18 protein-coding genes and 3 pseudogenes are annotated in these 19854 nt (G+C 42.0%); 19 read left to right on the top strand and 2 right to left on the bottom strand.

Annotation, left to right across the window (positions count from 1 at the left end; all coding sequences use genetic code 11):
- Positions 1–363 precede the first annotated feature (363 nt).
- From E4U82_RS13680 to E4U82_RS13610, 15 genes and pseudogenes are all read left to right on the top strand, one after another.
- Positions 364–795: a sigma-70 family RNA polymerase sigma factor gene (locus E4U82_RS13680; RefSeq protein WP_342447741.1), complete on the top strand. Its 432-nt coding sequence runs from the start codon at positions 364–366 to the stop codon at positions 793–795.
- A gap of 157 nt (positions 796–952) precedes the next feature.
- Positions 953–1156, top strand: a complete 204-nt coding sequence (locus tag E4U82_RS13675) for a hypothetical protein (RefSeq protein WP_135110733.1) — start codon at positions 953–955, stop codon at positions 1154–1156.
- 227 nt (positions 1157–1383) lie between these two features.
- Positions 1384–2133: a MurR/RpiR family transcriptional regulator gene (locus E4U82_RS13670; RefSeq protein ID WP_135110732.1), complete on the top strand. Its 750-nt coding sequence runs from the start codon at positions 1384–1386 to the stop codon at positions 2131–2133.
- A 148-nt stretch (positions 2134–2281) separates the two neighbouring features.
- Entirely contained in the window at positions 2282–3892 is a 1611-nt protein-coding gene (locus tag E4U82_RS13665; RefSeq protein WP_135110731.1) for a PTS transporter subunit EIIC, read from the top strand.
- A 19-nt stretch (positions 3893–3911) separates the two neighbouring features.
- Positions 3912–5237 carry a 6-phospho-alpha-glucosidase gene (locus E4U82_RS13660; protein ID WP_135110730.1) on the top strand — a complete coding sequence of 442 codons (1326 nt, stop codon included), beginning with the start codon at positions 3912–3914 and terminating at the stop codon, positions 5235–5237.
- Between the two features lie 92 nt (positions 5238–5329).
- Positions 5330–5551 (top strand): annotated as a pseudogene (locus tag E4U82_RS13655) (PTS sugar transporter subunit IIA); the annotation flags it as partial.
- 5 nt (positions 5552–5556) lie between these two features.
- Positions 5557–6567: pseudogene (locus E4U82_RS13650) on the top strand (FGGY-family carbohydrate kinase); the annotation flags it as partial.
- 88 nt (positions 6568–6655) lie between these two features.
- Positions 6656–6844 (top strand): annotated as a pseudogene (locus E4U82_RS13645) (NADP-dependent phosphogluconate dehydrogenase); the annotation flags it as partial.
- Between the two features lie 200 nt (positions 6845–7044).
- On the top strand, positions 7045–8379 hold the full coding sequence (locus E4U82_RS13640) for a four-carbon acid sugar kinase family protein (protein ID WP_135110726.1): 1335 nt from the start codon (positions 7045–7047) through the stop codon (positions 8377–8379).
- Between the two features lie 26 nt (positions 8380–8405).
- Entirely contained in the window at positions 8406–9029 is a 624-nt protein-coding gene (locus E4U82_RS13635; protein WP_135110725.1) for a GntR family transcriptional regulator, read from the top strand.
- Between the two features lie 13 nt (positions 9030–9042).
- Positions 9043–10071 (top strand): zinc-dependent alcohol dehydrogenase, encoded by a 1029-nt coding sequence (locus E4U82_RS13630; protein WP_135110724.1) that lies wholly within the window; start codon positions 9043–9045, stop codon positions 10069–10071.
- Between the two features lie 12 nt (positions 10072–10083).
- Entirely contained in the window at positions 10084–11085 is a 1002-nt protein-coding gene (locus E4U82_RS13625; RefSeq protein WP_245183588.1) for a TRAP transporter substrate-binding protein, read from the top strand.
- Positions 11086–11099: 14 nt separating this feature from the next.
- A complete protein-coding gene (locus tag E4U82_RS13620) occupies positions 11100–11600 on the top strand; it encodes a TRAP transporter small permease (RefSeq protein ID WP_135110723.1) in 501 nt (166 codons plus the stop codon).
- Positions 11597–12871 (top strand): TRAP transporter large permease, encoded by a 1275-nt coding sequence (locus tag E4U82_RS13615; RefSeq protein ID WP_135110722.1) that lies wholly within the window; start codon positions 11597–11599, stop codon positions 12869–12871. The genes E4U82_RS13620 and E4U82_RS13615 overlap by 4 nt, the downstream gene beginning before the upstream one ends.
- Before the next feature lie 13 nt (positions 12872–12884).
- Complete coding sequence (locus tag E4U82_RS13610) at positions 12885–13538, top strand: class II aldolase/adducin family protein (RefSeq protein ID WP_135110721.1); 654 nt, start codon at positions 12885–12887, stop codon at positions 13536–13538.
- Positions 13539–13815: 277 nt separating this feature from the next.
- Here the strand turns inward: E4U82_RS13610 and E4U82_RS13605 are convergent, their stop codons facing one another.
- A complete protein-coding gene (locus E4U82_RS13605; RefSeq protein WP_135110720.1) occupies positions 13816–14493 on the bottom strand; it encodes a GntR family transcriptional regulator in 678 nt (225 codons plus the stop codon).
- 227 nt (positions 14494–14720) lie between these two features.
- Between E4U82_RS13605 and E4U82_RS13600 the strand changes: the two genes are divergently transcribed.
- Genes E4U82_RS13600 through E4U82_RS13585 form a run of 4 tightly spaced genes read left to right on the top strand, consistent with a single transcriptional unit; the run spans position 14721 to position 18633 of the window.
- On the top strand, positions 14721–15917 hold the full coding sequence (locus E4U82_RS13600) for a CaiB/BaiF CoA transferase family protein (RefSeq protein WP_135110719.1): 1197 nt from the start codon (positions 14721–14723) through the stop codon (positions 15915–15917).
- A 12-nt stretch (positions 15918–15929) separates the two neighbouring features.
- Entirely contained in the window at positions 15930–16835 is a 906-nt protein-coding gene (locus tag E4U82_RS13595) for a hydroxymethylglutaryl-CoA lyase (protein ID WP_135110718.1), read from the top strand.
- Between the two features lie 55 nt (positions 16836–16890).
- On the top strand, positions 16891–17142 hold the full coding sequence (locus E4U82_RS13590) for a hypothetical protein (RefSeq protein WP_135110717.1): 252 nt from the start codon (positions 16891–16893) through the stop codon (positions 17140–17142).
- A gap of 3 nt (positions 17143–17145) precedes the next feature.
- On the top strand, positions 17146–18633 hold the full coding sequence (locus E4U82_RS13585) for a sodium:solute symporter family protein (protein ID WP_135110716.1): 1488 nt from the start codon (positions 17146–17148) through the stop codon (positions 18631–18633).
- Positions 18634–19151: 518 nt separating this feature from the next.
- Here the strand turns inward: E4U82_RS13585 and E4U82_RS13580 are convergent.
- Positions 19152–19835: an Ltp family lipoprotein gene (locus E4U82_RS13580; protein ID WP_135110715.1), complete on the bottom strand. Its 684-nt coding sequence runs from the start codon at positions 19833–19835 to the stop codon at positions 19152–19154.
- Positions 19836–19854 lie beyond the last annotated feature (19 nt).

Raw genomic sequence — 19854 nt, 5'->3', positions numbered from 1 at the left:
ACGGCAAGCAGGATGGTGACAACGACTATCGGAACAGCGGATTAACTGATTTGACGACTCAATAACCTTTCTCACCCCTACAATCGAAGCGAATCCGGAAAAAGTGGCATCTTTCGGTAAAAAATATTAGAAAATATTTTTCAAATTCATGCCCCCAAATGCTCGGCTTCTTGCGATTATAGTTATGAAGAGATAGCCTATTAAGTTTGTGCTTACTGGGCAGCATGGGGTAATAAAGATGGAAAAAGACATGATCACATTCGAGGAGATTTTCAGGTAGAACGAGCACGAATTCATTACCAAATTTACCGGCTAAATATTCAGTACTCGCATCAGGAATTTTACCAGGAAGGGTTGGTCGCCATGAGGAATGCCTATGAGAATTATCAGCCGGATCAAGGGCCGATGGCGACATACTTCAATTACACGATCCGCAACCGCATGATCGATTTGGTTCGGAAACAGAATAAAGAAGCTGAAAAAACGGTGCATTACGCACAGGAATACCGGACGCATATCGATAACGGTAATTATTATCGAAGTAATGGCCTGGCTTATCCGGTGAGGCAGAATGGAGGCAAGAAGCGTGACGCAGCTTTTTGGCAGACAGTACGTGAGCAGCTGTCGGACAATCAGTGGAAGTGGGTGAAGTGTTTTATTGTTGAGGAAATGTCGGTAAAGGAGATTGCGGAACAGGAAGGTGTTTCGGTGGAAGCGGTGAAAAGCTGGGGCAAGCAGGCTAGGCGGAAGCTGGGTGGGTTAGTGGATGAAAAAGCGTTGGGGTCTGTTTGGTAGATGGAGAGGGAATGCGTTTATGAAGGGAGAGCCGGTCTTTTTTTGCCTGATAAAGCAGTGGAATTTTTCGCAATTCTATCTAATCATGTATAATAGAAGTCCAATAGATATGAACGGATCTTGATAAGTATGGCTTTCACGGGGAGGTGTGTGATTCATGAATTTAATTAGATGCCCGTTATGCGGCACCTTATATCGGAAAAAAGACCTTGTCGTGCTGGATATCGTTAACACGATTACACATTCCCGTTGTGTTGACAGGGAGAACTGCTTTCCGATTAAGGACTCCGGCACTTATGGGCAAATATTGAAAGCGTACCCCTTTTTTATGGAGACTAGGAATACTGAAGAAGAAGGTTAGGGGCGCCGTGGAAAGAGACTGGGCTTTGAGAGATAGAGAATTTTACCTGTGGGAATAAAAGTATATTAACAATCTGCCGATGCTGTTATGTGTCCGGCAGGTTTTCGTTTTTCTTATCGTTTTCTGTTACTGCAGAAGTCGATGACAAAGAGGGAACCAAATTGTCGTTTAACACATTATCCACTATAATGAAGTTATGACTTTAGAGTTGAAAGAGTTGATCAAACATGATTGATATCAGTAAAATTACTCAAGGAAAAAATTTAACTGAAATCGATGAGCAGGTTTTAAACTATATTATTAGCAATTTCGATAATGTTTTACAAAAAGGTGTCAGACAAATAGCAGAGGAAAACTATACATCTGCAGCCACAGTGATCCGTTTATCAAAAAAATTAGGTTACACAGGGTTCGTGGATATGTATTATAATCTCTTACCACAGGTCAAATCAACGGAATATCAACAAACTGGGGTGGTCGAGAACTTTCCGGATATAACATCTCAGGATTTTTTTAAATACAATACAATGGATGATGCGGAGCAATTTATTGAAAGGGTTTTAAATTTAAATCAAAATTATATTTTTATTTATGCTACTGGCTTTTCTGGGATTGCAGCGGAATATCTGTATAAAAAGCTATTGGTATTAGGGAAAAAGACCATTCTGGCAAGCGGGACGGATTCAGTTGGAGTGTTTGAGAATAACATAGAGGATATTGGCGCGTTGGTTGTAATATCGAAATCCGGGGAAACTCAGCAAGTGATCGATAAACTGAATGCTGCTAGGGAGCATAACATCACGACCGTTTCTTTCACCAAGGAAATAAGCAACCGAGTGGGTAATTTATCTGATCTGAATTTTAAAATCGTTGATAACAGTAAATTGGATGATCGAAATATGCTGCCAAATATCTTCTTTCCGAGGCTGCTAATGGCGTTTGAAATGATCATGAAGACATATTTTGACCGGTTGTAGGTACAAAAATAATAAGGGCTGTTGGAGCTTCAGTGTGTGAAACGTGTTTCTTCTTATGAAACACGTTTTCATTGTGCTTGAAAGCATTTACAACGAAACAGCCACGTGGAAAAATAAGACTACATTAAATAGAAATGGGGGGATTGTTATGAAAGAGAAAGTAATGGAGGGGATGCAGAGATTTTCCAAAGCTATGTTTATTCCTGTACTGATTCTGCCGATTGCAGGGATTTTGATTGCACTTGGAAATGTGTTTACCAATCAACGGTTACTTGAAGCCGTTCCATTATTGGATAACCCCATTACCACAGGGTTTGGGACCATTTTATCTGGTTCATTGGTTTCCATTCTAGGTAACTTGGGATTGATATTTTGTGTAGGTATCACAGTGGGCTTGGCTAAGAAGGAAAAATCTGTCGCTGGGTTTACAGCTTTGCTGGGGTATCTGGTGTTCGTTAATGCGATGAATAAATTCATGGAACTGAATGGGTTGTTAGCTGAAGCGGAGGCCATGCAAGGTGCTGGTCAGAAACTGATTATGGGTGTACAAATCCTGGACATGGGTGTTTTTTTGGGGATTATTCTGGGACTTGTTACGGCTTTTATCCATAATAAATTTATCGAGACCGAACTTAAAGGGGCCCTTCAGATTTATGGTGGTTCCCGCTTTGTCTTTATCGTTTTAATCCCGACCGTTATTTTGTTAGCGGTTGTACTCACATATATTTGGCCTTTCTTCCAAAGTGGGATTAACAGTTTGGGGGGATTAATCCAACGAAGCGGAAACTTTGGATTGTTCTTATACGGTGCTTTAGAAAGACTATTAATTCCAACTGGCTTGCATCATCTCATTTATACACCCTTTTTATATACGTCATTGGGCGGTGTTGAAGAAGTTGGCGGACAAGTATTTGAAGGCGCGCGCAACATTTATTATGCCGAAATTGCCGATCCAAGTGTTTCCAGGCTGTCGGAAAGTGTGATTTGGGATGCGCGTGGTATTTCTAAGATGTTTGGGTTAATTGGGGCATGTTTAGCCATGTATCATACAGCAAAACCCGAAAACAAGGCAAAGGCGAAAGCGATTTTAATTCCGGTAGCTTTCACATCATTTATTGCGGGTGTAACAGAGCCGATTGAGTTTTCTTTTATGTTTGTAGCACCACTTCTATTTGTTGTCCATGCTGCGTTAAGCGGTTTGAGTTTTGTGGCATTGAATCTATTGGATGTCCGGGCGATTGGGCCAAATGGAATGATCGACTTCCTGTTATATAATCTTCCGCTTGGAATTGAAAAAACAAGCTGGCCTATGTACATTTTAGTCGGTTTAGCATTCTTTGTTATCTATTATGTTGTCTTCCGCTTCCTTATCACGAAATTTAATTTTAAAACGGTTGGCCGCGAGGATGCTGAGCAGGATACGAAAATGTACTCCAAAAAAGAATATAAAGAGAAGAAAAGTAATGAGAAGAAAACTAAAGAGAAAGAACCTGTTGCTCAAGAGAGCCCGGGGATGGCAAGCGTTATTGTCGATGCTTTGGGCGGTGCAAATAATATAAAAACAGTAACCAATTGCTATACTCGCTTAAGACTCACACTGGACGAACCGGATCTGGTGGATGAAGCAGCATTAAAAAGCGAGACGGGGGCAAACGGCATTATTGTGAAAGACCAAAATGTTCAAGTAGTCTACGGCTTAGCAGTGAACAGCATTCGAAAACAAGTTGATAACTATTTAGGTACAAAAGAAATCGACTAGAAAAGAAAGGAAGATTCATATGAAAGAGTTCTCAGTTGTCATTGCAGGGGGCGGAAGTACGTATACGCCAGGAATTGTAATGATGTTGTTGGACAATTTGGATCGATTTCCAATAAAACAACTGACATTATACGACAATGATGCGGATAGACAAAATGTTTTAGGTGAATCATTGGATATCTTATTAAAAGAGCAAGCGCCAGATATTACGTTTCATTATACAACAGATCCTGAAAAGGCATTTACCGGTGCAGATTTCTGTTTTGCGCACATCCGTGTAGGAAAATATGATATGCGTGAAAAAGACGAAAAGATCCCATTAAAACATGGTGTAGTCGGGCAAGAAACATGCGGACCCGGCGGAGTTGCGTATGGAATGCGCAGTATTGGGCCTATGGTTGAACTTATAGATTTGATGGAACAATATTCGCCAGACTGCTGGATGTTGAATTATTCAAACCCTGCAGCTATTATCGCGGAGGCTTGTCGTATTCTTCGTCCGAATTCCAAGGTGTTAAATATTTGTGATATGCCTGTTGGAACGTTAAGGAGAATGTCGCAAATTATAGATAAACAACCTAACGACTTAGAAGTCCGTTATTTTGGCTTGAACCATTTTGGCTGGTGGACAAGTGTCAAAGATAAAGAAGGGCATGAATACTTACCGCAAATTCGCGATTATGTTGCAGAAAACGGCTATCTCACTCAAATCGAAGTCGATACACAGCATATGGATCAAAGCTGGCAAGATACGCATAAAAAAGCAAAAGACCTTTTAGCTGTGGATCCGAGATTTTTGCCGAATACGTATTTAAAATATTATTTCTACCCTGATTATGAAGTGGAACATTCGGATGCTGATTATACACGCGCAAATGAAGTCATCGATGGAAGAGAGCAGGAAGTATTTTCGACAGCAAGAACTATTATTGAAAACGAAACAGCCGCGGGCAGTGGCTTCTCAATTGGTAGTCACGCGACATTCATCGTTGACTTAGCCCGAGCTATTGCGTTTAACACGCATGAACGCATGCTGATGATCGTTGAAAACAATGGCGCCATTGCCAACTTTGACGACGACGCTATGGTAGAGGTTCCATGCATTATCGGGTCGGATGGTCCGGAGACCTTGAGCCAAGGTAAGATTCCGGAATTTGAAAGGGCGCTGATGTATCAACAAGTAACGGTGGAAAAATTAGCTGTTGAAGCATACATTGAGGGCAGCTATCAGAAATTCTGGCAAGCGTTAACTCTTTCCAAAACAGTGCCAAGTGCAGCAGTAGCGAAAAATGTGTTGGATGATTTAATTGAAGCTAATCAGGAGTACTGGCCGGAATTCAAATAAACCAATTAATGTGCAAAGGGCGAAAGTCAATTTTCGCTTTTTCGCTTGTTGTATGTACGTTTTAATTTATATCTTAGCTGGAGGTGGAATAGATGTTCAAGAAACTATTTGGAAAACAAGACACAACGGAAACCATTTTGTCTCCGTTTACGGGGAATGTCATCAGCATGGAAGATGTACCAGATGAGATGTTTAGTCAGAAATTAATGGGTGATGGCATTGCCGTTGAGCCAACAGAAGGTACTGTCGTTGCTCCTATTGATGGAGAGGTTGTTCAATTTTTTCATACAAAGCATGCGATTGGCATTCAGAGCACCAGTTGATGAATCTTAGCACCTTTGAATGGGATCAAGATGCTCTGAAAGCTGCCCATATCACAAAAGAAAAATTATCACGTCTCGTGCCAACAACCAAAGTCCTGTCAGGTTGTAACGAGGAATTGGCCCAGAAAATGGGGATCTTGGAGAACACACCTTTTGTCGTGGGGGCAAGTGATGGTGTTCTTTCTAACCTTGGGGTGGGCGTCATTCATGAAGGTGACATGGCCATAACTATTGGAACAAGCGGCGCTATCCGGACCGTGGCACCTGAGCCAAGAACCGATACAAAAGAACGGATTTTTTGTTATGCATTAACTGAGAATCATTGGGTTATAGGCGGCCCCGTTAATAATGGGGGGATGGTACTGCGGTGGACACGTGATGAACTTGCGGAGAGTGAAGTTAAAACGTCCAACCGTTTAGGGATCAATCCATATGATGCCTTAACGGATATTGCGAATCGGGTAGACCCGGGGGCGAACGGTCTTTTGTTTCATCCTTATTTAGCTGGAGAAAGAGCACCTTTCTGGAATGACAACGTACGGGGCTCTTTTATTGGACTCACGTTAAACCACAAAAAAGAGCACATGATAAGGGCAGCCTTAGAAGGCGTTATATTTAATTTATATATGGTATTTTCAGCTATTCAGGACGTCATGGGCGTACCCGTTACTTCTATTCAAGCAACGGGTGGATTTTCCCGGTCTAAAGTTTGGCGACAAATGTTGGCGGATATCTTTGGGCATGCGGTAACGGTACCCGAAAGCTATGAATCATCCTGTTTAGGTGCCTGTCTTCTAGGCTTATATGGACAGGGAAAAATCGATTCTTTTGATACTGCGAAGGATCTAATGGGCGCCACTTATCAACACGTCCCGGAGCCCGAACATCAAGCATTATATAACGAATTGATTCCGATTTTTAGCAGTATAGCAAGCAATTTGGAACATGAATATGAAAAACTCGCAGTATTTCAAAAAAGAAATGATCACGAGCGACATAGTTCGTAAACGTGTGATAGGGGAGATTGTGGTGAAATGGTAAATACAATTGGCGTGTTCGGACTTGATGTTATGGGAGCAAGTATTGCCAAAGTTGATCACGATGAAAGGAATCGAAAAAGATTTATCTTTGCCTGGCTTTAGTACGTCACTTTCCTTTTATGATGGTTACCGTTCTCCAAACAGCGGGGCTGAATTGATACAAGCACAGCGGGATTATTTTGGTGCACATACGTATGAACGTGTTGACCAACCAGGTAGTTTTCATACCGAATGGGAAGTTTAGTAGAGGGTATAACAATTTTCTAACCTTCGATAAGAAGACCGGCGAACTCAATTTGTGCCGGTCTTTTTATATAAATTCTCGCGATCTACCGCTCAATTTCCCCAAAAAATTACTGTTGATTTATGAAAACGCTTTTGTTAGAATCTATTTAGATACAACTTAGATCTATGTTATATCTCAAGTCGAAAGGATGTATTTTCATGGATAATCGTATTTTACTAGCTTTTTATGGCGATGACTTCACGGGTTCTACGGATGCCATGGAAGCTTTAGATCAATATGGTTTACGAACGATTCTGTTTCTGGAGCCGCCCAATGAAAACATGCTCAAACGTTTTGAGGGCGTTCAATGCATAGGTGTTGCCGGTACAGCTCGAGCAAAAGACAAATCGGAAATGAAAAATGAAATCGCACCTGTCTATGAGAAATTCAAAGATATCAATCCTTACTTTGTGCATTATAAAGTCTGTTCGACGTTTGATTCTTCGCCTGAGGTAGGAAGTATTGGTTACGCAATGGACGTGGCAAGGGATTACTTTACAAAAGGGACTTACCCACTACTGGTAGCAGCGCCTGCACTGGGTCGTTATACCGTATTCGGCAACCATTTTGCTAATTTTCATGGCACTGTCTACCGGCTTGATGAACACCCTGTTATGTCCAAACACCCCGTTACCCCAATGGATGAGGCGGATTTGGCTGTCCATTTGCAGGAACAGACGCAACAAACCATTGCAACCGTTACTGTTCGTGATATGAATTCTGCATCAGAAAACAAGGTGAGGCTGAATGACGTTGAAGAAGACATCATCTTATTTGATGCACTGGAAGAGCAGCATATGGAGGCCTTTGGGGAAGCCGTTTGGGAAACCAGAGATGACGGATCCCATTTTCTTGTTGGGTCATCAGGTATTGAATATGCTTTGGGAAACAAATGGCGCCAAGAAGGTATTGTTAACAATCAGGAAAAAGAACAAAAGCCTGAACAAATAGAACAAATGCTGGTCATTTCCGGAAGTGTATCAGATGTCACAAAAGCACAATTGGAACATGCAGAGCAATCTGGATTTCATATGGAGCAGATTCCATATGAGTTACTTACAGAAAACGAGATTCCGGAAAATTACTTGAACCATGTCATAGACTTGCTTAAAACCGAAAAGAAAGTCGTATTATATACCGCTAAGGGTGCTGATGATCCGGTCATTGAGTCTACGAAGAATCATTTTCTTGAACATGGCATCAAAAAAGATATTGGTTTTCATATTGGCAAACAGCTAGGAGAATGGGCAAAATTCATCGTGGAAAACGGTGATTTGAAACGATTGGTCATTACAGGAGGAGATACGTCAGGATTTGTCACGTCTCAACTGGGCATTTTCGGGCTGGAGGTACTACAGTCCATTGCTCCTGGTGCGCCATTATGTCGGGCGTATTCTGAAAGCGAGTCATTCAATCATCTTGAAATTGCTTTAAAAAGCGGTCAACTAGGTGGAACAGACTTCCTTGAAAATGTTTTTAAAGCGGGTCAATAAAATTTAGAAGGGAAGGAAATAGGGACATGCTTTTAAAAGATATCGCCTACCAAAAGATTAAAGAAAAGATTTTAGACGAGGCCTACCAGCCGGGGCATTTTCTGTCAGAACGTGCCTTAATTAACGATTTGGACATGAGTAAAACCCCGATTAAAAATGCACTGGCACGCCTGGAAACAGAGGGATTCGTGAACGTTTCTTCCAAACAAGGGATTATTGTCAATGACTTATCCGTTGAAAGAATTAACGACATTTATAATTTGCGTATTGCACTGGAAATTTTTAATTGTAAGTCGGTTTATCAAACAATTACTGGTGAGCAATTGAAGGAACTAAGCGATAATTTAGATGAGACAAAATATGCGACTGATAAATTAGATGTGAAGGCATTTGCGACATTGGATCATCAATTTCATCTGATTATTAGTGAAATAGCTGGGAATACCGAGATAACGCGCACCTTATTAAATTATCAGGATCATTTGCGTAGAATAACGCTGCGCCATCTTAACAAGGATCCACTGAGAGTACGTACGTTTTATCAGGAGCATACAGCAATTTTTAAAGCGTTGGAAAGCCATCATTCAGATAGCATCGATTTAATGCAAGCTCATTTACAAAATTCAAAATCAATATACTTCAATAATTAGGAGTGATCGCATCATGAAAGCAGTATACGTTGAAGAAGCTGAAACGATTAAAGTTAAGGACATCGATCGTCCAAAGATAAAAGAAAATGAGGTATTAATGAAAGTTAATGTTGCTGGCATTTGTGGTTCTGATATCCATACTTATAAGGGACTGCACCCGTTTCGGCAACCTCCCGTTGTTATTGGACATGAAGTTGCTGGGGAAGTGACGGAAATTGGGAGCAATGTGACGTCGGTTAAAGTTGGGGACCGTGTAACAGTTGAACCACAAATGGGAACTGGTGAAAGTGAAGGCGAAATGACAGGCAACATCAATTATTCCGATGAACGCCTAGCACCTGGTATGGGTGATTGGCTCGGTACAATGGCCGAATATTTTGTTTCCCCGGAATCACTAGTCATTAAATTGCCTGATTCCGTCAGCTATGATCGAGGTGTGCTGGTTGAACCACTGGCTGTTGGTGTCCATGCAGCTTTTAAAGGTGACGTAAAACCAACAGATCGTGTTGCAGTTATTGGCGCTGGTCCGATTGGTCTATTAACGCTTGCTGCTGTAAAAGCTCGAGGTGTTGAACACACACTTGTAACAGATGTCCTGGATTATTCGTTGGAGTACGCACAGACGTTAGGCGCGGCCAAAACGGTCAATACCAAAGAACAGCCTGACTGGATAGAAGCAGTCAAAAAAGAAATGGGAGGCAGCTTCGATAAAGTATTCATTACAGCCGGTGTGCCAGGTATTGTAAATGAAGCACTATCCTTATTGAAAAAAGGTGGTCGTGCCGTAACCGTTGCGATGTTCCGAAACCAGCAAGAAGTCGATATCGAACAACTGCAGCAGAATGAAAAAGAAATTATCGGCTGCATGACATATAACCGACCTGATACCGAAGAAGCTTTATCGATTATTGAAAAACAGGAAATTCCTGTTGAAAAAGTCATATCCCACCGTCTTTCCTGTGAAGATGCCGCCAAAGGATTTCGGATGGTGGACAAAAAGGAAGACCAGTCCGTTAAAGTACTTGTTGAATTTGATGCCTAGGGGGGTATATACGTGAAGTTATTTAAGAATCTATCTATCTTTTTAATAATTAGTACTGTCATGGTACTTGCAGGTTGCACGCAGCCTGCAAGTTCTGAAGAGAATAATGAAGACGTTACCACGTTAAGGCTTGGCCATATTCAAAACGAGTCGCATGCTTGGCATCAAGGTTCTGAGAAGTTTGCTGAGCTGGTCGGTGAAAAAACAAATGGCTCCGTACAAGTCGAGATATATCCAAGCTCGACATTAGGGTCGGATCGTGACCTTGTCGAGGGCATGCAAATCGGTTCCGTTGATTTTGCGCTTGTAGCCGGTGTCATGTCGAATTTCCATCAACCATACGCACTTCTGGAATTACCTTATATGTTCCAGGACTTAGAACATCTCGAGTCTTTTCTTTATGGGGATGCTGGTGAACAATTGCAAGCGGACACGCTACAAAAAACAGGCGTACGTGGATTAGAATTTTGGATTCGTGGACCTCGACAATTAACAACCAATAAGTTAGTTGAAAGTCCTGCAGATCTGGAAGGAATTAAAATCCGAACGCCTAATATAGAAGCATCCGTTGAAGGGTGGACAGCAATGGGAGCTAATCCTACGCCAATGAACTTTAGTGAAGTGTATTCATCACTTCAGACTGGTGTCATTGATGCACAGGAAAACCCGGTTTCGTTTAGCACAAATGCTCAGATTCAAGAGGTTCAAGATTATTTAGTTAAGACAAACCATGTGTATGGCTATGTACAATTGCTCATGAGTGATAAGACTTATCAAAAATTGAATAGTTCTGAGCAACAAGCTGTTGAAGAAGCAGCGCTGGAAGCACGCCAATACCAAAACGAGCTTGTTTTCCAAGAGGAAGAAGAAGCGCTTCAGGTGATGAAAGATGCAGGTGTAGAAGTTGTAGAAGTAGACACAGCACCTTTTGAAGAGCTTGTTCAGCCTGTGCATGACCGTTTGGCCGATGAATATGGACGTGATCTGTATGAAACCATTGATAATTTAAGATGATTGGAGGGGTTTGAATGGACGCATATCTAAAATTTATAGATCGAATCAATAGTGTTGTGAAATATGTTGTATCCGTTTTATTTATAGCTTTAGTAGTTCTCGTGTTTATGCAAGTTGTCACACGTTTTGTGATTAATTTTCCATTAGCTTGGTCGGAGGAAATCTCACGCTATATCATGATATATATTGTTTTCCTCGGTTCAGCATTAGCGGTGCGAAAAAATGAGCATATCGCGATTGATTTCTTGCTGGAGGTTGTAAACGCTAAGAATAAAAAACGGCTGAATATCGTCATTCTTTTAATAAGTGCCTTTTTCTTTGCCATGCTGACTTACGTTAGTTTTCAATTGACATTTTTGGTTACCGGGCAATCAACCCCGACATTACAGTTTTCCATGGCGTGGGCATACGCATCGATGCCTGTTGGTTCATTATTAATGTTTTTAAATGGGATGGCAGTATTGATTGAAACGAGAAAGCAGCGTACTGATGAAGTGGAGGGTGAAGCTCAATGATTACGACTTTAATTATATCGTTACTCGTATTATTTTTACTTGGCGTACCTGTGGCTATTGCACTTGGGCTTTCATCAGCGTTAGCTCTTCTAGTCGATGGGGATATGCCTCTAATGGTATTAGCACAACAGGCATTTACGTCACTGGATTCTTTTCCATTAATGGCGATTCCGTTATTTATGCTGGCTGGTGTTATTATGGAATATGGCGGTATATCACAACGTTTAATCAATTTGGCCAATGCGATTACAGGTCACGTTTCTGGTGGACTGGCCATTGTTACCGTTGTCACGACAATGTTTTTCGCGGCAATATCAGGTTCGAGTGTGGCCGCAACTGCTGCCTTGGGTTCGATTTTAATCCCCGCTATGGTGGCTCGTGGTTATCATAAAGAATTCGCAGGTGGTGTACAGGCCGTTTCAGGAACACTAGGCATTATTATTCCACCAAGTATTCCATTGATCTTGTATGGCGTAGCTGCCGGCACGTCAGTTGGCGATTTGTTTATTGCAGGAATGGTTCCAGGCATCGTCATCGGTATTGGTTTGGTCATTACCGTTATGATTCTAGCTAAAAAACGAGACTACTTAAAAGAACCGAAAAAATCAGGCAAAGAAGTATGGAAGGCATTCCTTGAGGCTCTGCCAGCGTTAATCATGCCATTTATCATCCTGGGCGGTATTTATAGCGGCGTATTCACAGCCACTGAAGCTGCTGGTGTTGCAGTGGTTTATGCATTGATTGTAAGTATTGTTTTCTATAAAGCGATCAATCTGAACAACATTAAGAGTGTATTAACGCAAGCCACAGCAACGACATCAACCATTATGTTTATTTTAGGGACTGCAGGGCTGTTCAGCTGGATCTTAACGATTAAAAATGTACCACAACAAGTCGCACAGTCAATAACTTCTATTTCAGATAACCCGATGGTATTTTTGGGGGTTGCTGTGCTATTGTTGTTAGTTGTAGGAATGTTTATCGAAACAAATGCTGCCATCATTATTTTGGCACCAATCCTGGCACCAGTTGCATTGGAAGTTGGCGTCGATCCTGTACATTTTGGCATTGTCATGATTGTAACCTTAGCAATTGGTATGGTAACACCACCGTTAGGTTTGAATTTATTTGTCGTTGGTAAAATTGCCCATACAAGAATTGATCGGCTTGCTATAAACTTGCTCCCGTTCTATATTGCAATCCTAATTACCTTAGCACTAATCGTATTTGTACCATCACTATCGATTGGCTTAGTCAATTTACTTCAATAAGGGGTGTGTCAGAATGAGTCGTTTAGAACTTATTAAAGAATTGCAGCAAACAGGTCTATTCATGATGGAAAAAAATCTGGCATGGGGCACTGCTGGCAACATTAGTGCCCGATTGAACGCCGATGAATTTTATGTCTCAGCAAGTGGGACCTATCTAGGGGAATTGGCGATCGATGATTTTTCATTATGTTCGAGTGCAAGCCTTTTGGAAGGATCAAAGCCATCAAAGGAATATAAAATGCACCAGGGAATTTATGAAGAACGACCAGAAATGAATGCGATCCTTCATGCATCACCGTTTTATAGTACACTACTGGCAAATTCGAATATTGATATTCCATCAAACTATTTTGTGGAAGCTATGTACTATTTGGAACGAGTAGAGCGTATCCCATATTATCATCCAGGCAGTACAGAACTGGCACAGGCAGTGAAAGAAAAAGCTAAGTACGCCAACGTCTTGCTTCTGGAAAACCATGGCATCATTGTATATGATACAAGTCTAAAAGAAGCAAGAATGGCATTACAAACATTAGAATATACAGCAAAAATGCACGTCACCGCACTGCAGAGTCAGATTGATATCCGAGGATTGAGTCAGAAAACAGAGAAAGACTTTCTGCAAAATTCCGGATACAAGCCAGTAAGAGAATGGCCGACGACATAAAAATATTTCAAAAAGCCCCAGTGAATAGAGGCTTTTAAAACCGTTTGGATTACACCATTCATAATCTGAGTACGTCAGCTGAGAATTTAACAGCTACTGAATCACGTATCCGGTTAAAAGAGAAACTTTGGACTGCCAGGGTTTCTCTTTTTTAGTGCCTCGAGTATGTGCTAAGACTGAAGGAACTTTTTATTTTCCGCGGTTTGTCGAACGATATTTGCCCGAATACGGCCGGTGTGAACACTAATAGGATTTATGTCTTTACCGTTCATCCCGCTTATTTCGATGGATGTTGATGAGGGATTGAATAATCTTCTGCAATCGTTTCTATGTGTGGCAGAACCTGATCTCTTCCGTGGTAAATGTGCTCGTGCATGGCGGCGCGAGCTCGTTCAATATCTTGTACCTCTATAGCATGAAGAATCGTATGATGTGCTTCGTGAGAATCTCTCATTTGTTCCTCATTAAACCAATAGAAGGAGCGAAAGATTAATGGCAAGACCACCGTCTTTGAGATAAGGTCCATAATGTGCTGGTTTTTCGATGCCTTCACGATACTTTTGTGAAATGTTTGGTTCAACTCCAGAATAGATTCCACTGTCGTTTCCCCGGTTTGAAAATAATGATTGATTGTTTGCTCATATCGATCATTTGCTTCTTTCATTTCCGCCAGGTTTTCACGCGTTCGGTAAAGCGCAGCCTGAGAAGCAGCATACCCCTCCAACAGTGTTCGTACATCGTAAATTTGTCGGATATCTTCTTTCGTATAATGACGAACACGGACGCCTCTTTTCATAGGGAACATAAGTCCTTCTGTCTCAAGTTGTTTTAAAGCCTCGCGTATCGGGGTTCGGCTGATTTGCAATTGTTTTGCTAAATATTCTTCTGTTAACCGCATTTTAGGTGGAAATTCTCCGTGTAAGATCCGCTTTTTGATATAGGTATATGCATCCATTGTAAACAACACCTCTCATGTATTATATAAAAAAATGTTCTAACATTCAATTATCTATTGTATACAAACTAGGACAAAAGCAGTTATTTTTGGCGACTTTTTACGTGTTCATTGCATTTTTGTATACAGGTAGCTATAATATAACGAAATAAAATGAAAATTTATTCAAATACTTTAATTCGTAATTGAAGCCAAAAAAGTATAGTCAACAAGAGGAGTGAATTCAAATGGAGCAAAGCTTGGAAGGTGTGAAGGTTCTCGAATTAGGGAGTCTCATTGCCGGTCCATTTGCCGGGCGCTTGATGGCGGAATTTGGTGCTGATGTCATCAAAGTTGAAACGCCGGGAAGAGGTGATCCGCTACGTGATTGGCGGCATATATACGAAGGCACCTCGTTGTGGTGGAGGCTGCAATCCCGGAATAAAAAGTCGGTCACTGTCAATTTAAAATCTGAAGAGGGTCAGGCGATTATCCATTCGCTTGTAAAAGAATGTGATATTCTTATCGAAAATTTCAGGCCGGGTACGTTGGAAAAATGGAACCTTGGCTATGACACCTTATCGGCGATTAACCCAGGGTTGGTTATGGTTCGGGTTTCCGGCTATGGCCAAACGGGTCCTTATCGGGATAAGCCAGGCTTCGGAAGTGTAGGTGAGTCAATTGGAGGATTGCGGCACATAACTGGTTATCCGGACCGGGCGCCGACCCGAGTGGGCATCAGTTTAGGTGATTCGCTTGCTGCGCTGTATGCCGTCAATGGGGCCCTGATGGCGCTTTATCATCGTGATGTGAGAGGAACTGGCAAGGGACAAATCATCGATGTTGCGTTGTATGAAGCCGTGTTTAGCTTAATGGAAGGTGCGTTGCCTGAATATGACAAACTAGGGGCTGTTCGTGAGCGGACCGGGTCATCGCTTCCGGGAATTGCGCCTTCGAACACATACCAGTGTAGCGATGGAAAATATATCGTCATTGGTGGAAATGGCGATGCGATTTTCAAAAGGTTAATGGATGCGATCGGCCACTCTGAACTGGGAGATGCTGCGCGATTTCAATCGAACAGTGGCAGGGCTGAGCACGCTGATTATCTCGATAACGTAATCGAAAGCTGGACACAAACCAAATCACTGCAGAAGGCGCTTGAAGTGCTTGATAATGCGAAAGTGCCGGCCGGACCGATCTATAGTATTGAAGACATCGTGCATGATCCGCACTATATGAGCAGAGAAATGATCAATGAGTTTAAATTAAATGAAGACGAAGCGTTGAAAGTGCCGGGTGTTGTTCCGAAAATGAGTGACACACCCGGGAAAACGAACTGGCTGGGTCCTGATTTAGGGGAGCATACCGATGAAGTGATGAAAGAGTTGCTCGACTATGATGACGAAAAAGTACACGAATTGAAAGATAAAGGCGTTCTTTAAGGAGGAACTGATATGAAACACATTTATATTCAAGATGTCATGGCACGTGACGGGCTGCAAATTGAGGATCAATTCATGCCGACTGAGCAAAAAATTGATTTGATCAATCGTTTGTCCAATTCCGGCGTTGATAAAATTGAAGTCACATCGTTTGTGTCACCAAAAGCTGTCCCAAATTTACGCGATGCTGAAGATGTCATGACAGGCATCGATCGCAAAGATGGTACCGTTTACGCTGCATTAGTACCGAATGTTAAAGGGGCTGAACGAGCTGTAGCTTGTGGGACTGATGAAATAAACTTAGTTGTCTCGGCCAGTGAAACACATAATCAAAAAAATGTGCGCCGGACCGTCAATGAATCTTTTGCAGATTTTCAGAAGGTCGCGAATCATCTCAGTGGGACAGGCATTAAAATCAATGGATCGCTGGCGACATCGTTTGGCTGTCCATTTGAAGGAAAGGTTGAGGACGATCGTGTTCTGAATTTGGTTGAAGACTATCTTGAGCTTGGAGCGGACGGTATAACACTTGCTGATACAACAGGGATGGCAACGCCAAAGCAGGTGAATCGGCTCACCACCGAAATATTAGACCGTTGGCCGGATGTACCATTGACCTTACATTTTCATAATACCCGCGGAATGGGATTGGCTAATGTGATGGAGGCGATTCGAGCAGGTGCTGTAAGGTTTGATGCATCCCTGGGTGGTTTAGGGGGATGTCCGTTTGCCCCTGGTGCAACGGGAAATATTTGCACTGAAGATCTTGTACATATGCTCGTCTTTATGGGTTATCAAATGAACGCGGACCTTGATCTATTGTTAGCGGCCTCGAAAAAGCTGGGAACGGCGTTGGGTCATGACGTTCCTGGACAGGTTGTAAAGGCTGGCAAAATTACTGATCTGCATGCTGTATAAATCGACTTTTATGAACAAATAACTGAAAATTCGAAGTCATGAGGGAGGAACGACCATGGGCAAACCTCGAAAAGAACCGATCAAAAATCCGAAACTATGGATAGTCTTCGTTATTTTACTGGCGTTATTAACGCCATGGTATTTCCCGGGCAGTTTTGATGATATGTTCATCTTTGGCATGCCTCTGTGGGCCATTAGCATCATCGTTGTTTCAATACTTCTGTCAGCTTTTTTATCGTATGTGATAAAAAATCATTGGATGATTGAAGAAGAAAAAGAAGAGATGGATGAGAAAGGGGTGAAATAACAGATGGATTTAGCATTTTCGGGCTGGTCTGGCATATTAATTCTTGCTGTGTATGGGGCAATCATGCTGGGAGTTGGGCTTTTCACGTATTTACGAAACAGGAATATCCATGAAAGTCTTGATGAATACTATCTTGGCGGGCGTGGCCTTGGTGTTACCGTGTTGTTTTTCACTTTTTTTGCGACACAATATAGCGGCAATACGGTTGTCGGTTATCCACCTTCTGCATATCGGCAGGGTTTTGAATACTTGGTGTCTGTCCCTTTTTTTATCATGATTATTATGGCCTATCTTTTATTCGCGCCGAGGCTTTATAGTATCGGCAAAAAATATAAGCTGGTGACGCCTGCTCAATGGTTGGAGAAACGATTTAAATCGAAAGCGGTGACAATATTGGCGTCACTGCTTATGCTTTACGGGCTGGGAAACTATTTGCTTGAGCAATTTGTTGCCATCGGTCAGGGTGTTTCTGGACTCACGGGAGGCACGATTCCTTATCAGTTAGGTGTTATCTTTTTTGTGATTATTATGCTGGTTTATGGCTGGCTGGGAGGCATGCGGTCCGTTGCCTACACCGATACGATGCAGGGTTTTGCGTTACTGTTCGGCGTGTTTATGCTGTTAATCGGATCGATTGTTTACTTCGGCGGGGTGCCGACATCGACGGATTATATGCAGGCCTATTCGCCTGAAAAACTTGGCATACCTGATGCACCAGGGGTCAGAAACTGGCTTAGCCTCCTGCTTTTAATTGGAATCGGAGCTGCCGTGTACCCGCATGCAATTCAGCGAATATTTTCAGCAAAGAGCGAAAAAACATTAAAACGTTCATTCAGCAGAATGGCATGGATGCCGTTTGTAACGGCTGGAATCGTTTTTTTAATAGGCATCATCGGCATTAATGCGTTCCCCGGCTTGTCGACCGGTGAATCTGAACAGCTTGTCGGTAAGATGGCAAGCAGTATAGCAAGTCAGAACGCGCTATTTTATTGGGCGATGATCTTCTTGTTTGGCGGCGTTATTGCAGCCATTGTCTCGACAGCTGATTCCATACTACTAACATTTTCATCGATTATTTCAAATGATTTATATGGGCATTATATTAACCCTGAGGCTTCAGATCGGAAGAAGCTTCTCGTGGGTAAATTGGTTGGTGTGGCGGCTGTTGCTATTCTGATATTAATCGCATGGTTCCCGCCCGGGACGCTTTACCAAATTTTTGTCCTGAAGTTTGAACTGCTAATCCAGATTTCGCCAGGATTTATTCTGGGACTTTATTGGAACCGTCTTAATACAAAAACAGTTTTTGCAGGAATGCTGGCAGGAACAATTGTCGCCTCTGTCATGACCATAATGGACCTGTCATTGCTTAATATTGCAAGCGGCCTGTGGGGGCTTCTCTTAAACTTAAGCATCTGTGTAGTCGGAAGCCTCGTGATGAGCGTCACCGAAGCGGAAGAAACTGAGTCACGGGAGGTTATTGGAATGTAGATGGGCAGGTCTATTCCAGTAACGCCCCGAAATTAGTCGACAGCGCTTCTGGGCTATTTGGACGACGATAAGAATCAAGACAGGCTAATCTTAACGTAAGTTTATTCCCGGTCAGTATTAAAAGATGAGAATCTGCCTCAAATAAATGATGAATAATGGTTAAGATGGGCGCTGTCCTCTCTCGAGTGATGGTGCTGAATTATGCGGTAGAGTCAAGTGGTGATGAGAAGGAGGTTGAGAGGCGTATATAATTGTTTAGTCAGGATTAATGAACCTATTCGGTTTAATGCGCCTCGCCCTCAATTTTTTTAAGCTCCCCTTGGACATACTGTACTATTAACAGGCGTCCAGATATGACGTGTTTCGGCTTTACTAAAGTAATGATCTTCCTTTTTTAAATGGTGGGTAATGAAAGGGGGGAGGGTTGGAAATATTGGTGGAATCGTGGCGGAGGTCTTAAAATAAACAAGCAAGCTCAGGTATGAATATCCGAGCTTGCATAAGTTCTGTTTAAATGATCAGTTTAAATTTTCAACTGCGTAATTTGCTTGTTCTTGAGTGAATTTTTCACCATAATCTGAAGTTAATTGATCTCTAATGGCTTCAAGCGACATATCCATTGTTTCCTGATAACTTTTTGCTGATTCTAGTGCGTTCGCATTCCAATCTGCTTTTATATTATCCACAGCGTATTGCGCTTCTTCTTCTGTGAATTTTTCCCCTTGTTCCGATATTAATTGATCGTATATCCCCGCTTTAGACATATTCATAGTCTTACTGTAACTTTCTGCTGATTTTAATGCATTTTCGTTCCAATCCGCTTCCATATTATCAATTGCATACTGAGCTGCATCGTCAGGGAACTGGTCACCAAATTCGGCAGTCAACTGGTCAAAAATCCCTGCCTTAGACATATGCATCGTACCTGAATAGCTTTCTGCTGACTTTAATGCAGATATGTATTCGGTTGGGACATCGGCTTCTGTGTTTGCTTCATCTGCAGGTTCTTCTTTAACCTCGTCCCCGGCCACTTCTTCCGCAGGTTCTTCTTTAACCTCCTCTTCAGTTGTTCCTTCATCGGATGTTTCTTCAGTACCTTCGACTGTACCTTCATCCCCAGATGCGTCTGCATTGTCTTCTGCACAAGCAGCAAGTAATCCTGCTAATAGTATAATGATAAATAATAGCATTACTTTTCTCATGGAAAATAAGCCCCCCTTA

The organism is Lentibacillus salicampi (genome assembly GCF_004565465.1).
Taxonomy (GTDB): domain Bacteria; phylum Bacillota; class Bacilli; order Bacillales; family Amphibacillaceae; genus Lentibacillus; species Lentibacillus salicampi.
Note: the sequence above shows the minus strand (reverse complement) of the source record. Positions and strands in the feature narration are given on the sequence as shown.